The sequence below is a fragment of the Enterobacter cloacae complex sp. BZL2005 genome, assembly GCF_049238885.1.
Lineage (GTDB): Bacteria > Pseudomonadota > Gammaproteobacteria > Enterobacterales > Enterobacteriaceae > Enterobacter > Enterobacter roggenkampii.
This window is the reverse complement of sequence record NZ_JBMKGI010000003.1, coordinates 96,103-110,511: the sequence shown is the minus strand read 5'-3', so window position 1 is coordinate 110,511 and position 14,409 is coordinate 96,103. Positions and strand designations below refer to the sequence as shown.

The window sequence follows — 14,409 nt, the reverse complement described above, 5'->3', positions numbered from 1 at the left end:
CCAGCAAAAATGAAAATGACTATTCACATACAGGAATAATAAGAGGGAGTCTCATGGATCAGCTCATGGCGATGCGCGCCTTTACCCGGGTGGTGGAAACCGGCAGCTTTACCCGCGCGGCGGACTCGCTGAACATGCCGATCGCCACGCTGAGCAAGCTGGTGAAATCGCTTGAGACGCATCTGGAGATACGCCTCCTGCACCGGACGACTCGCCGGGTAGTCGCGACGCCGGAAGGGATGGAATACTATGAAAAAGCGCTCAGGGTCTTGATAGATATCGAAGATATCGACACCGCGTTTCGCGTTTCCCGCGCGACGCCCAAAGGGCATTTGCGGGTTGACGTGGGCGGCTCCACCGCCCGGGACGTGCTCATCCCCCTGCTGCCGGACTTTATGCGGCGCTACCCGGATATCCGCATCGACCTTGGCGTGGCCGATCGTCCGGTGGATCTGATCAGCGGTAACGTAGACTGCGTGATCCGCGGCGGCCCGCTGGACGATTCGACCCTTATCGCTCGCCATATTGGTAACGCCGAAATGGTGACCTGCGCGACGCCGGGCTACCTGAAAAACCATGGCGTTCCAGCCTATCCACAGGAGCTGTGCAACGGCCACAAGCTCATTAGCTACCTCTCGCCCGTCACCGGGCGGGCTTTTCCGTTTCGCTTCAGAGAGAACGGCGAGACACTGGAAATCAATATCCCCCATTATCTCGGCATAAATGAAAGTAATGCCCACCTGGCGGCGGCCGTGGCAGGATTGGGGATCGTGCAGACGTTTGAGTATTCGGCAAAGCCGTATTTACAGGCGGGATCGCTGGCGTCGATCCTGGGCGACTGGCGCCCTGCCGCCTATCCGTTTCATGTGGTTTACCCTCAGAACCGGCATCTGACGCACCGTCTTAAGGTGTTTATTGCGTGGCTGGCGGAGGTGTTTCCCGCCGCGCTGAAGGGATAGCCGGGCGCAAACCCGGCGGGAAGTTAATTTAGCGTGTAGTCCAGGGTAATCTCGGCTTTCAGAAGCTGCGAAACCGGGCAGCCCGCTTTGGCTTTCTGAATAATACCGTCAAACTGCTGAGGGGCGATGCCGGGAACGGTCACCTTGCTTTTCAGGGCAACCTTCGTAATCGCAAAACCGCCGTCGGTTTTATCCAGAGAGACGTCCGCGGTGGTATCAATAGCGTCGGCGGTATAGCCCGCTTCGCCGAGCATCAGCGACAGCGCCATCGAGAAGCAGGCCGCATGTGCCGCGCCGATCAGCTCTTCGGGGTTGGTCCCCTTTTCACCCTCAAAACGGGTATTAAAGCCATAAGGCTGTTGATTGAGAACGCCGCTCTCGGTGGAAACCGTTCCTTTACCGCGCTTAATGTCACCAGACCAGTGTGCCGAACCGTGCTTATGAATAGTCATTCTTGCTCTCCTTTTGGCTTACAAAGGGTTAAGTATAGACTACGCATCTGACTGCCCCTGGAACACAGACAATTCCGGGACTTACACCTGCTGTACCGACAAAAAGGATAAACCTATGGCGCTAAAAATCAGGATGGCCGTTGCGATCGCTACCCTCGCTCTATCGTTGTCTTTGCAGGCGAAAACGCCCGAGAACTTTATCTATACCAGCTCCGGCGAGCTCGACGCGGCGTTCCCGCTCGTTGTGCGAAGCGATATCGGCGGCGTACAGATCGTCTACAACTGGCGCGCGCTTGAGCCTGAGAAGGATCGCTACGATTTCTCGCGCATTGAACGGGATCTCGCGCGTCTTAAGGCTGCCAGGAAAAAGCTTTTTATCCAGATTCAGGACCGTTTCTTTGAGGCGGACGCGCGCTACGTGCCGGATTATCTGATGCACGATAAGCAATACGGAGGCGGGATTGCGCCGCAGTTCGATAACCCCGGCGAAGGGAAGCCAGTCGGTTCAGGCTGGGTGGCGCGTCAGTGGGACCCCGCCGTGCGCCAGCGCTACCAGGCGCTGCTGGCCGCCCTCGCGAAACGCTTTGATGGCGAGGTATATGGCGTAAACCTGCCTGAAACCGCCATCGATCTTGACGAAAAAAATCCGCCCGCCGGATTTACCTGCGACAGCTATTTTGCGGGAGAAATGGAAAACCTGGCCTTTGCGCGCAAGGCTTTTCAGAAATCACACGTGGTGCAATACGTGAACTTCTGGCCGTGCGAATGGGATAATGACCACAACTACATGGGGCGTCTTTTTGCGTATGCCAGCGCCAACAGTGTTGGCCTCGGTGGGCCGGACATTGTTCCCAACCGCAAGGCGCATATGAAGAATGCCTATCCTTTCTTCCATAAAAATAAACAGACGCTGCCGCTTATCGCCATGGCGGTTCAGGAACCGACCCTGACCTATAAGAACCCTGAGACCGGCAAGCCCTTCACCAAAGCAGAATTTGATCGGTTCGCGGAAAATTATCTCGGGGCGGATATTATTTTCTGGAGCACGGCCTCACTCTGGCTAAAGGCTAAGTAAACGACGGCAAACGCCGCGCTCATGCCAGATAGCGGGCCAGCTCATCAAGGAACGCCCGCAGCGCGGCAGGCTGGTATTCCCGGGACTGATAAATACCATGGATGGCCAGCGGCTTCGGCTCCAGCGCCTCCAGTACCGGCACCAGCCATCCCTTCTCCAGCGCGGTTCGCGCCTCACGCTCCGGCAGCATGGCGATACCGCAGTGCTTAACCGCCGCGTCCATCAGCAGCGAAGAGATGCTGGCGCTCAGGTTGCCGCTGACGGCCACGCTCAGGCTCTCGCCTTCCGGCGTCAGGAAGTGCCAGGACTGCCCGGCAAAAAAGCTGTAGTGCAGGCAGTTATGCCGGGCTAGTTCTTCGGGGCTGCCGGGCGTGCCGTGCTGCGCCAGATAGTCCGGCGAGGCGCAAAGGACCGAGCGACACTCCCCCAGCCGACGGGCAATCATGCCGGGTTCAGGGTTATCGGTAATGCGTACGGCGACGTCAATGCGCTCTCCCACCAGGCTGACCGGATGGTTGTTCACATCCAGTTCGATGCGCAGCTGCGGGTAGCGCGAGAGCAGACCGGGCAGGACCGGCGCAATCAGGTGCATGGCGGTAAAGTGCGCGCAGGCCACCCGCAGGGTGCCAGACGGGAGATCTTTTTCCGACTGGCCTTCAATTTCCTGCGAGATCTGCGAGAGCGTCCGCGTTTTTTGCAGCACCTTTTCGCCTGCCGCGGTCAGCGTCAGCTTGCGCGTGGAGCGGTTTACCAGCCGCGTGCCCGCCCATTTCTCCATCTGTTCAAGATAGCGGCTCACCATTGGGCGGGAAATACCCAGCGCCCGGGCCGCCGCGCTCAAACTTCCCAGCTCGCATATTCGGTTGTAAACCTGAGCGGCAATCACGCGATCCATATCAACTCCATCTGCTCGATTTATGAAACTAAGCATGTCTTGTTTCAGGAATTCTGGCAAATGCGAATTTCCGTACAATAGAGACATTCCTGAACAACAGAGACAACAGCATGAAATTCACTCACCTTGCCCTGCTTTCCACGCTTTTCACGCCGGCTGCTTTTGCCGCGCCGTTAAGCATTGATACCTATAACCCGCAGGAGAAAGGCATTTTCGCGGTCTCCTCCACGCTGGTCTCCGGCCCGAAAGAAGCGGTGCTGTTTGACGCGCAGTTCAGCGTGAAGGATGGCGAAGCGCTGGTAGAGAAAATTCGTCAAAGCGGTAAGACCCTGAACAAGATTGTGATCACCTCCGGCGATCCGGATTTCTATTTTGGCCTGCAGCCGCTGGTCAAAGCCTTCCCGAACGCCAAAGTGGTGGCCACGCAGCACGTGGTTGATCACATCAAGGCCACTAAAGACGCCAAGCTCGCCTTCTGGGGTCCGCAGATGAAAGACGGCGCGCCAACGGAGCTGGTCGTCCCGCAGGTGCTCGCCTCCACCACGTTTATGGTTGACGGGGAGAAGATCGACATCGAACAGCCTGACAGCTATGCGGCCTATGTATGGATCCCGTCCGCAAAGACCATCCTCGGCGGCACTGGCGTAGCCTGGGGGATTCACGTCTGGACGGCGGACACCCAGACAGCGGAAAGCCGTAAGCAGTGGCGGGAAACGCTGGTGAACATGGCGGCGCACAAACCCGAGCGCGTGATCCCGGGTCACTATCTGGGTACCCCGCCAGCCGGGACGGGTGCGATTGATTTTACCCGTGACTATCTCCAGCGCTTTGAAAAGGCCTTGTCCGTTCATAAAGATTCTGCGGGCGTCATCAGCACCCTGAAAAAACAGTATCCGAATCTGGCTGAAGAGAGCTCGCTGGAATTAAGCGCTAAGGTGAATACCGGCGAAATGAAGTGGTAATATAAACGCTGCTCCTGCTATTTTTTCGAGATAGCAGGAGCACCGTCATAATATTCTCTCAGCGCCACGTCGATTTACCCCCGCATTTCAAAAGCACACAAAAGCATACACTTATGTCATTTTTATTTCTAAGATGAATCTGAGCCACAACCGTGAAAATATTTGCCATTCTGTTTGTGAATTAAATTTTTTGCGAGCCGTACCATTAAACAGACAACGACACGGAGGCAGCATGTTTACTTATTACCCGGCAAATACCGCAGCAGCACAACCTGAACTCGTTAACGCGATTGCACAGGGTCTTCACGCCGAGCACGGTGCTGTGACTGAAGATGACATTTTGATGGAACTGACCAGGTGGGTGGAATCCACAGATAATGACATCCTCAGTGACATCTACCAGCAGACCATTAACTACGTCGTCAGCGGGCAAAACGCACCCTTGTAAAAACCTGCTAAGCTGGATCTGCAACCTAAGGGGTTACATTTCGTTTGCGTAAGCAAACTGGTCCTTAAAACTATCAACAGGATTGAGGAGTTAATATGAAATCGAACCGTCAGGCACGCCATATTCTGGGACTGAACTACAAGCTTTCTAATCAGCGCAAAGTGGTGATTGAAGGCGACCATGAAACGCAAGTCACTCACGCCACCGGCAGAAAACGCCACGCCGGCAAGTAAGTTCCAGACTGAGATCCAGAACACCATCGGTAATCCCGATGGTGTTTTTGTTTATGTGTTGCGGTAATTAATATTTAGCTCCTTTATAATACCGCCGGACCGCACCCCATCGCACAGGCCAGAAAGATGACAAACAGCAGTGTCAGGGACGGATCTTCATAAAAAGAGTGAGTGACATGGACAACAAACTGAAAAAACATCGTTCCTTATACATCCCATACGCCGGACCGGTTTTACTCGAATTCCCCCTGCTCAACAAAGGCAGCGCCTTCAGCATGGAAGAGCGCAGCAGCTTTAACCTGCTGGGTCTACTGCCAGAAGTGGTTGAAACCATTGAAGAACAGGCAGAGCGCGCGTGGATCCAGTACCAGGGTTTCAAAACGGAAATCGACAAACACATCTACCTGCGCAACATCCAGGACACCAACGAAACCCTCTTCTATCGCCTGGTGCAAAACCATCTCGAAGAGATGATGCCGGTGATCTACACCCCGACGGTGGGTGCCGCCTGCGAGCGTTTCTCAGAGATCTACCGTCGCTCCCGCGGGGTATTCATCTCTTATCAGAACCGTCACAACATGGACGATATTCTGCAGAACGTGCCGAACCACAATATCAAAGTAATTGTGGTGACCGACGGCGAACGTATTCTTGGCCTCGGCGACCAGGGCATTGGCGGGATGGGGATCCCCATCGGTAAGCTCTCTCTGTATACCGCCTGCGGTGGCATCAGCCCGGCGTATACCCTGCCGGTGGTGCTGGACGTCGGCACCAACAACCAGCAGCTGCTCAACGACCCGCTCTATATGGGCTGGCGCCATCCGCGTATTACCGACGACGAGTACTATCAGTTTGTCGACGACTTCATTCAGGCCGTGAAGCACCGCTGGCCGGACGTGCTGCTGCAGTTTGAAGACTTTGCGCAGAAAAACGCGATGCCGCTGCTGAACCGCTATCGCGATGAGATCTGCTCCTTTAACGACGATATCCAGGGCACCGCGGCCGTGACGGTGGGTACGCTCATCGCCGCCAGCCGTGCAGCGGGAAGCCAGCTGAGCTATCAGAAAATCGTCTTCCTGGGCGCAGGCTCCGCGGGCTGCGGTATTGCCGAGCAGATTATCGCCCAGACCCAGCGCGAAGGCTTAAGCGAAGAGCTGGCCCGCTCCCGCGTCTTTATGGTGGACCGTTTCGGCCTGCTGACCGACGGCATGCCGAACCTGCTGCCGTTCCAGACGAAGCTGGTGCAGAAACGCGAAAACCTGAAAAACTGGGATACCGACAACGAAGTCCTTTCCCTTCTGGACGTGGTGCGCAACGTGAAGCCGGATATTCTGATCGGCGTTTCCGGGCAAACCGGTCTCTTCACCGAAGAGATTATTCGCGAGATGCACAAGCACTGCGAGCGCCCTATCGTGATGCCGCTGTCTAACCCGACGTCCCGCGTGGAGGCGACGCCGCAGGACATCATCGCCTGGACCGAAGGTAATGCGCTGGTGGCCACCGGCAGCCCGTTCGATCCGGTGGTGTGGAAGGATAAAACCTATCCGATTGCCCAGTGCAACAACTCCTATATCTTCCCGGGCATTGGTTTGGGCGTTATCGCCTCCGGCGCGTCCCGCATCACCGACGAAATGCTGATGTCGGCGAGCGAGACCCTGGCGGGCCACTCGCCGCTGGTCAACGACGGCGAAGGTCTGGTTCTGCCCGAGCTGAAGGACATTCACAAGGTGTCGCGCGCTATCGCGTTTGCGGTGGGTAAAATGGCGCAGCAGCAGGGCGTGGCGGTGAAAACCTCTGCCGACGCGCTGCAGCAGGCCATCGACGACAACTTCTGGAAGCCTGAATACCGCAGCTATCGCCGTACGTCGATTTGATCCGCTCCGCCCGTTCCCTCTCCCGGTGGGAGAGGGTCGTATAAGACAAATTTAAAACAAAGGCTTATATTTTTAATCACTTACTCGAATAATAGTCATTGAAAAAAAATTGAATGGCTGCTGTTGTGGGTGTTGTAATGCCTCATTATCGTATGCATTCATCTTGCTGGAAGAAGCAACAAATAATTAGTGTACGTAAATCGGTAAGTCCCCACTGCAACGGTTTACGAAATGAGCATTATGATTGCTTATGATTGCTTATGATTGCTTATGATTGCTTATGATTGCTTATGATGTGGAAGTGTGGAGTTCAAAAGAGCTTTAAGCAATGATGATGTTGAGAAGTTAAAGCTTCTATTAAAAGTTGAAAAAATAAAATCCCGCCAAAAATGGCGGGATTTTTATTAATCTTCGACCTGGCCCGTTAAAACAAATTTCTGATACTCATCTTCACGCCAGCCCAGGAACGTTCCCTGCTGCGTCCTTACGGGGTTAGTGGCTTGCTTCCGGCAGCTACGTATGGCTGGATTGCTGAACCAATATATGGTGCGCTGGAATAAAATAGCAAAGGGACTCAATAGAGCCCCTTTTTATCTTCAAAGTTCTGTCGTTCTAATTATATACTTCAGAATGCCGTTGAATTCAATGAATGATTCTAGAACGCCAGGGGCAATCTTATCTCTAATTTCAAAGGTTTTACATTCCATATTATATAAAAAGTATGACATGCTATCTTCACCAATAACAATGTTATCTTTTAAGTCCGGATCAATGAATATTTCATTATCTCTATTATAAAAGTTCATTGTATAGATATTTGACCACAGCATTTCCCCATCAGCAATCTGACTGAACCCATATATCGTCGCTGCATTAAATTCTAAACCATCAATTTTTGTATAAAAATATTTAACCTCCTCCACTTCGTCAAATAATGTTTTTATGTCTTTGTGTATATTTTTCTTTATTTCATTCCAGTCTGCGGGAGGCACGTCGCTTTGAATAAATTCCTGTATTTCTTGAGGAAGCGGTGTTGCAATATTATAATGATATTTAATCATATTGTTTTTTAAAATTTCAACTGATTTATCAATATCTTGAAAACTTATATTTTCCATTTCCATCACCTATTTACTGAAAAATGTTCCATTTGGCATAGGCCATAATGTATCAATGCTTTGACCTGGCATCAAATCTTTAGTAACGGATTTTTGTGCCCCAGTTAATGCATTATGATATGGCTTTGTTTGTATTAGTATCAAATTTCCAAAACTGTTGTCGCCCCCATCATCAAGAGGTAATTTATGATGAACCTGCCAGGAATCAGGAACACCTCCATGTGCCATTAATTCAATTTGAGAAGTATTAAAGTAATGATCAATACCTGGTTCGACTGATAAGCTTTTCATAAAATTTTTTCTGACTGTATTATCAAATTCTTTTCTAAGTGATAAATATTCATCACGTGGTCTGCGTAAGTAATTTATTTGTTCAACTTTTACATTCTGTAAGAAGACTTTTGTATTTTTTGTTTTCCCTAAAAATCCTGTTAGTTCTTCAGCCATCGCAGGATTTTTTACCAAAAGAATTGATGCAGCAGCTATACCCATTCCAATGTTAGTATCGGTCATAACGCCTTTATAACCTTCTAAAGCTTCTCCACCCAGTTGTTCAGCAGTCTTTCTAAATCCCTCAACGTTACCATTATAAACGCCGCCAGCGGCTAACAGACGCCCTACATTCTTGTTATTTATGGTCTTTGCTGACTGAGCATGTTGCTCAGGTTCAACATATCCAGGTGCGCCATACTGTATTTTCTGTGTAGGACGTGGTTTGATACGTTGATTACGCTCCAGCACTACATGATATCCGCTCAACACTGAATCACGGAATGAACATTCCCAAGAACCAGGCATAAACGGCTCGTAAACTATTTCACCGTTATCATCAAAAGAAAAAGGGTTATTATACCAAGTCCAATGTTTATCTGTATCTACAGCAACTATTCGACCGAGCAACAACTCCCTTTCTAAATCATCATAAATCGGATCATAGTACGTTAAAGGTTGCCTTTTAAATTTCTCACCAAAATGCCTATCGCCATTCCATTTTCTATTAGGTATATCAAAATATAACCTTGACTTATACGCGCTGTAGTCTAACACATAGTAATAACATGCCAATTCCAAGCCCCGCTTTGGACTCACTATATTTTCGAAGTCCAAAAGAGTAGCATCTCGCTCAAAGTCATAGATCTCACATAATCTGAACATAGTATCCCTCTATTTTTTAATCGTTATAAATGACTACAGCAATAGAGGAAATAAATATCAGCTTTATGATGCATATCATACTGGATTAACTTAAATAAAATCCGAATTGTTGAATTTTGCAATCCGGAATTTATATACTTCAAAATGCTATTTTTACTCTTCTTTTTAATCAGCGTGTTACAACAATTCTGCGATTAAATTATAGCCAGCGAGTTTGCATATCTCTCTCCCTGTGGGTCAGGGTGAGGGCAACAAACCGCACCCTCGAATACCCACTAGCCAAACCCCTTTTCCCCCGCTACACTCCTTTCATCCATTAACCCACTGAATATATAAGGAGGCCAATTATGCTGTATCGTGAAATTTTCAATGTTTCACATACATTTGGTGATCGCACCCGCTCAAGCGTTATCGGTATCGTGCTGCGATAACTTCGGCTTGAGCGAAGACACCAACCCCTGAAATCCCTTCTCTCGGGCTTACTGAGTTATCGTCAGCGATGTTTGACGAGGCATAAACATGCCTGTAACTCTTGGGTAAGCAACAATGAGCACTTTACTCACTGCACAATCTTTACGCGTTGATACGGCGTTTGGCACGCTCTTCGACTCACTCTCCTTTACGCTGAAAAAAGGCGACCGCATTGGCCTGCTGGGCGACAACGGCTGCGGTAAAAGTACGCTGCTGAAGGTGCTGGACGGCACGGATTCCCCTGCTGCCGGAACGGTAGCGCTGGCCGGGCATTGCCTGATGGCGCGCGTGGAGCAACATCTCCCGGACGCTATTTTACCGCTCACCATGCTGGATGCCGTCCTGGCCCAGCTGCCCGTAGCGGAACGGGACAGCCTGCGCTGGAAAGCCGAAACGCTGCTGGCAGGCATGGGCTTTACGCCGCAGGATATGATGCTGTACTCCGCCACGCTGAGCGGCGGGCAGCACACCCGCCTGCTGCTGGCCCGGGCGCTGATTCACGAGCCGGACCTGCTCCTGCTGGATGAACCCAGCAACCACCTTGACCTGCCGACCATGCTCTGGCTGGAGCACTTTTTACAGACCTGGTCGGGCAGCTTTGTGCTGGTCTCGCATGACAGACAGCTGCTGGATGCCGTCACCAACGGCAGCTGGATCCTGCGCGATAAAACACTGCACTACTTTGCCCTTCCCTGCACGGCGGCACGTCAGGCGCTGGAAGCCAAAGATGAGACCGACGCGCAGCGCCACAAGGCGGAGCAAAAGGAGATCGACCGCGTGACCGCCAGCGCCAAACGTCTGGCGACCTGGGGTAAGGTTTACGATAACGAAGACCTGGCCCGCAAAGCCAAACAGATGGAAAAACAGGTCGAACGGCTCAAAGAGAGCCAGACCGCGCTCACGGCGGGCAGCCCGTGGACGTTAACCCTGCGCGGCGACGCGCTGCGGGCTGACCGTCTGCTGGAGATGGAAAACCTCGGCGTCCCGCCCGCGCCTGGGCTACCGCCGCTGTTTAACATCGAAACGGCGCGGCTGAAAAGCGGCGATCGCGTGGCGATTGTCGGTCGTAACGGCTGCGGTAAATCGTCGTTGATGAAGCTTATCTGGCGACATTTTTCCGATGAACCGGCGGACAGCGGGCTGAAAATCCATCCGCGCGTCTCGCCGGGCTACTACGACCAGACGTTGCATCAGCTGCCGGACAACGCCACGCTGCTCGACGCGCTGGAGCCTTTTGCACCGGATCCGCAGAACCGCAAAATGGCGCTCATCAGCGCCGGGTTCCCGTGGTCCCGCCATGGGCAGAAAGTCAGCACGCTCAGCGGCGGCGAACGCTCGCGCCTGCTGTTCGTGGGCCTGACGCTTGCCCGCTACAGCCTGCTGATGCTGGATGAGCCCACCAACCACCTGGACATGGAAGGCAAAGAGGCGCTGGCGCACACCCTTCAACAGTTCGAAGGCGGCGTCCTGCTGGTCAGCCATGACCGTCAGTTAATTAGCCAAAGCTGCAACCGTTTCTGGCTGATTGAGGACGGTACGCTGAGCGAATGGCACGATGCAGAAGCGGTGTTTGAGCGGCTGCGTGAACGCGCGGGGCTGGTGACAGCCACTGCGCCCGCTGTCGCCGCGACGGTTCACCCCTCGCCGCATGACGATCTGCTTGAGCGGCTGATCGCGCTGGAAACGCTGCTGGAAGACGATCTGGCGCGCAAGCCAAAGCATCAAAAGCCGCAGCTCCAGGCGCAATGGCGTAAAGAGATTGAGGAGATAGAAGCCCAGCTGTAAGTCTGCGCCCGGCGAGCACCTCGCCGGGCCAGCATTTTCCCCCCTTAATTATTAGAGGATCGCCGTATTCTTAATCTGAAATCGAATCAAATGATGACATTATGTTGCCGCAGCCTTGCATTACCAGGCTAATGTATTAATCCTTAAGGGGTATTACACCTGCTATGCAGATTCTTATCATGAACAAGGAGATACACATGAAGGCTGCTGTTGTCACTCAGGACCACCAGGTCAACGTCACCGAAAAAACCTTACGCCCGCTTAAGCATGGGGAAGCCCTGCTGAAGATGGAGTGCTGTGGCGTATGCCATACCGATCTTCACGTGAAGAACGGTGATTTTGGCGACAAGACCGGGGTTATCCTGGGCCATGAAGGAATTGGTATCGTGAAAAAAGTCGGCCCTGGCGTGAAGTCGCTGAAAGTCGGCGACCGCGCAAGCGTGGCCTGGTTCTTTGAAGGCTGCGGCCACTGCGAATACTGTAATTCCGGCAATGAAACCCTGTGCCGTGACGTGAAAAACGCCGGTTACTCCGTCGACGGCGGCATGGCGGAAGAGTGCATCGTCACCGCGGATTACGCGGTAAAAGTGCCGGACGGTCTGGATTCGGCGGCGGCCAGCAGCATTACCTGCGCTGGCGTGACCACCTACAAAGCGGTGAAGGTGTCGGGTATTAAGCCGGGCCAGTGGATTGCGATTTACGGTCTCGGCGGGCTGGGCAACCTTGCGCTGCAGTACGCCAAAAACGTCTTTAACGCCAAAGTCATCGCCCTTGACGTGAACGACGAACAGCTGAAGCTGGCGGCCAGCATGGGCGCGGACCTCACCATCAACTCCCGCAGCGAAGATGCCGCTAAGATTGTGCAGGAAAAAACCGGCGGCGCGCATGCCGCAGTCGTCACTGCCGTCGCAAAAGCAGCATTCAACTCTGCCGTTGATGCCGTGCGTGCCGGTGGCCGCGTGGTCGCGGTTGGCCTGCCGCCGGAAGCGATGAGCCTCGATATTCCGCGTCTGGTGCTGGACGGCATTCAGGTGGTGGGTTCGCTGGTCGGTACCCGTCAGGATCTGCAGGAGGCGTTCCAGTTCGCCGCTGAAGGTAAAGTGGTGCCGAAAGTAACGATGCGTTCGATCGAGGACATCAACGCCATCTTTAAAGAGATGGAACAGGGCCAGATCCGTGGCCGTATGGTGATTGACCTGCGTTCGTAATCACCCACCGTACATCGCCGCTCCTCTCCGGGGCGGTTTTTTTATAGCCATTTTCCGGCAATCCTTATCTTAATTCCTTTGTTCCCTTGTTTTCCCCCGCGCCCGATGATGAATCCGACGCTAACAAGAAGATAACAAAGGAATTCACCATGCAAACCCCATTTCGTCTGCCGCTGCTGACGGTGCTCATTCTGACGACCACCGCAGCCTGGTCCACTGATGCGCCGGTCAAAGGCGGTACGCTGATTTATCTGGAGCAACAGGCGCACACCAACCTCTACCCGCCCGCCGGCGGCTTCTACCCGAACGGCGGCATCCTGAACCAAATCACCGACAAGCTGACCTGGCAGAACCCAAAGACGCTGCAGGTCGAACCGTGGGTGGCCGAAAGCTGGACCACCAACGCCGATAAAACCGAATACACCTTCAAAATTCGCCCGGGGATCACCTTCTCCGACGGCACGCCGCTGGACGCCAACGCCGTAGCAAAAAACTTTGATACCTACGGCTTAGGTAACAAGGCGCAGCGCCTGCCGGTGTCAGAAGTGATCAATAACTACGATCGCAGCGAAGTGGTCGACCCGCTGACCGTGAAGTTCTACTTCAAAAAACCGTCACCGGGGTTCCTGCAGGGCACTGCCACCATTGGCTCGGGTCTGGTGTCGCTCAGCACCCTGAAACGCAACTTTGAAGAGCTGGGGGATGCGCGCCACATCATTGGCTCCGGCCCGTTTGTGGTGAAAGACGAAAAGCTGGGGCGCGAAGTGACGCTTGAAGCCCGCAAAGATTACCAGTGGGGGCCCAAAAATCTGGCGCAACAGGGGCCAGCCAATCTTGATGGCATCAAGTTTATCGTGACTCAGGAAGACAGCGTGCGCGTCGGCGCCCTGCTGGCCGGTCAGGCCGACTTTATTCGCCAGGTGCAGGCGTATGACGAAAAGCAGGCGACAGACCAGGGCTATAAAATCTACGCTGCCCCAACGCGCGGGGTGAACGACAGCATCAGTTTCCGCCCGGATAACCCGCTGGTCTCCGATATTCGCGTGCGCCAGGCGCTGCTGCATGCCACGAATGCAAAACAGGTGGTTGAGACCCTCTTCTCGGCTAACTATCCGCAGGCGAAGTCGGTGATTGCCGATTCCGCCGCTGGCTTTGTCGATCTCAGCGACAAATTGACCTTTGACCCGGCTAAATCTAACCAGCTGCTGGACGAGGCGGGCTGGAAAGCGGGCAGCGACGGCATCCGCACCAAAGACGGCCAGCGGCTGGCGCTGACGGTATATGAGTCATTGCCGCAGCCGCAAAATAAAGAGGTACTGCAGCTGGTTGCCCAGCAGTGGCGTCAGGTGGGCGTGGCGCTGAGCGTGAAAGCCGGTGACGCAGGCAGCCGTACGCTGGATAACCTTGACCCGCTGAAAACCCCGTTAACCGTCTCCGAAGTAGGCCGCGCCGATCCTGACGTGGTGAAAAGCATGTTCTACCCCGCTAACCGCGACGCGCTGCTGCAAAAAGGCGGCTCCAGCGACAAGGTCAAAAGCTTCCGTGACGACAAGCTGAATGCGCTGCTGGTGGATATCTCCGCCGAAGTCGACCCGCAAAAACGCCTGCAGCTGACCGGCGATGCCCAGCGCTACCTGCTGGATAACGCCTACGTCATTCCGATCTTCGAGGAACCACAGGTCTTTGCCGGTGCGCCATGGCTGAAAGGCGTGAATTTTGAAGCGGTCGGCCGCCCGTCGTTCTACGGCGCGTGGCTTGAGAAACACTGAGGAGC

At 53.5% G+C, this 14,409-nt stretch carries 13 protein-coding genes; 9 read left to right on the top strand and 4 right to left on the bottom strand.

What is annotated here, in order from left to right; all coding sequences use genetic code 11:
- Positions 1-53 precede the first annotated feature (53 nt).
- On the top strand, positions 54-959 hold the full coding sequence (locus ACOTXI_RS07860) for a LysR family transcriptional regulator (RefSeq protein ID WP_058654477.1): 906 nt from the start codon (positions 54-56) through the stop codon (positions 957-959).
- 23 nt (positions 960-982) lie between these two features.
- On the opposite strand, the gene ACOTXI_RS07855 is transcribed toward ACOTXI_RS07860, so the two are convergent.
- Positions 983-1,411: an OsmC family protein gene (locus tag ACOTXI_RS07855; RefSeq protein WP_008501708.1), complete on the bottom strand. Its 429-nt coding sequence runs from the start codon at positions 1,409-1,411 to the stop codon at positions 983-985.
- 115 nt (positions 1,412-1,526) lie between these two features.
- Here ACOTXI_RS07855 and ACOTXI_RS07850 point away from each other — a divergent pair, with 115 nt between their 5' ends.
- Positions 1,527-2,486, top strand: a complete 960-nt coding sequence (locus tag ACOTXI_RS07850) for a hypothetical protein (RefSeq protein WP_058654478.1) — start codon at positions 1,527-1,529, stop codon at positions 2,484-2,486.
- 19 nt (positions 2,487-2,505) lie between these two features.
- On the opposite strand, the gene ACOTXI_RS07845 is transcribed toward ACOTXI_RS07850, so the two are convergent.
- Entirely contained in the window at positions 2,506-3,381 is an 876-nt protein-coding gene (locus tag ACOTXI_RS07845; RefSeq protein ID WP_058654479.1) for a LysR family transcriptional regulator, read from the bottom strand.
- Positions 3,382-3,491: 110 nt separating this feature from the next.
- Between ACOTXI_RS07845 and ACOTXI_RS07840 the strand changes: the two genes are divergently transcribed.
- The 4 genes from ACOTXI_RS07840 (at position 3,492) to ACOTXI_RS07825 (ending at position 6,898) form a co-directional block, all read left to right on the top strand.
- Positions 3,492-4,343, top strand: a complete 852-nt coding sequence (locus ACOTXI_RS07840; protein ID WP_008501712.1) for a Vmh family MBL fold metallo-hydrolase — start codon at positions 3,492-3,494, stop codon at positions 4,341-4,343.
- A gap of 232 nt (positions 4,344-4,575) precedes the next feature.
- Entirely contained in the window at positions 4,576-4,791 is a 216-nt protein-coding gene (bdm, locus tag ACOTXI_RS07835) for a biofilm-dependent modulation protein (protein WP_008501713.1), read from the top strand.
- A 95-nt stretch (positions 4,792-4,886) separates the two neighbouring features.
- Entirely contained in the window at positions 4,887-5,024 is a 138-nt protein-coding gene (gene sra / locus ACOTXI_RS07830; RefSeq protein WP_008501714.1) for a stationary-phase-induced ribosome-associated protein, read from the top strand.
- Positions 5,025-5,200: 176 nt separating this feature from the next.
- On the top strand, positions 5,201-6,898 hold the full coding sequence (locus tag ACOTXI_RS07825) for an NAD-dependent malic enzyme (protein ID WP_008501715.1): 1,698 nt from the start codon (positions 5,201-5,203) through the stop codon (positions 6,896-6,898).
- A gap of 596 nt (positions 6,899-7,494) precedes the next feature.
- Here ACOTXI_RS07825 and ACOTXI_RS07820 read toward each other — a convergent pair.
- Positions 7,495-8,022 (bottom strand): YrhA family protein, encoded by a 528-nt coding sequence (locus ACOTXI_RS07820; protein WP_032622941.1) that lies wholly within the window; start codon positions 8,020-8,022, stop codon positions 7,495-7,497.
- Positions 8,023-8,025: 3 nt separating this feature from the next.
- Positions 8,026-9,171 carry an HNH endonuclease signature motif containing protein gene (locus ACOTXI_RS07815; protein ID WP_058654480.1) on the bottom strand — a complete coding sequence of 382 codons (1,146 nt, stop codon included), beginning with the start codon at positions 9,169-9,171 and terminating at the stop codon, positions 8,026-8,028.
- Positions 9,172-9,717: 546 nt separating this feature from the next.
- Between ACOTXI_RS07815 and ACOTXI_RS07810 the strand changes: the two genes are divergently transcribed.
- The 3 genes from ACOTXI_RS07810 to ACOTXI_RS07800 all read left to right on the top strand — a co-directional run bounded on the left by ACOTXI_RS07810 (position 9,718) and on the right by ACOTXI_RS07800 (position 14,404).
- Positions 9,718-11,427, top strand: a complete 1,710-nt coding sequence (locus ACOTXI_RS07810) for an ABC-F family ATP-binding cassette domain-containing protein (RefSeq protein ID WP_008501718.1) — start codon at positions 9,718-9,720, stop codon at positions 11,425-11,427.
- Positions 11,428-11,624: 197 nt separating this feature from the next.
- A complete protein-coding gene (adhP, locus tag ACOTXI_RS07805; RefSeq protein WP_058654481.1) occupies positions 11,625-12,635 on the top strand; it encodes an alcohol dehydrogenase AdhP in 1,011 nt (336 codons plus the stop codon).
- Positions 12,636-12,784: 149 nt separating this feature from the next.
- Positions 12,785-14,404, top strand: coding sequence for a TIGR04028 family ABC transporter substrate-binding protein (locus tag ACOTXI_RS07800; protein WP_058654482.1), 1,620 nt, complete (start codon positions 12,785-12,787; stop codon positions 14,402-14,404).
- Positions 14,405-14,409: the final 5 nt, after the last annotated feature.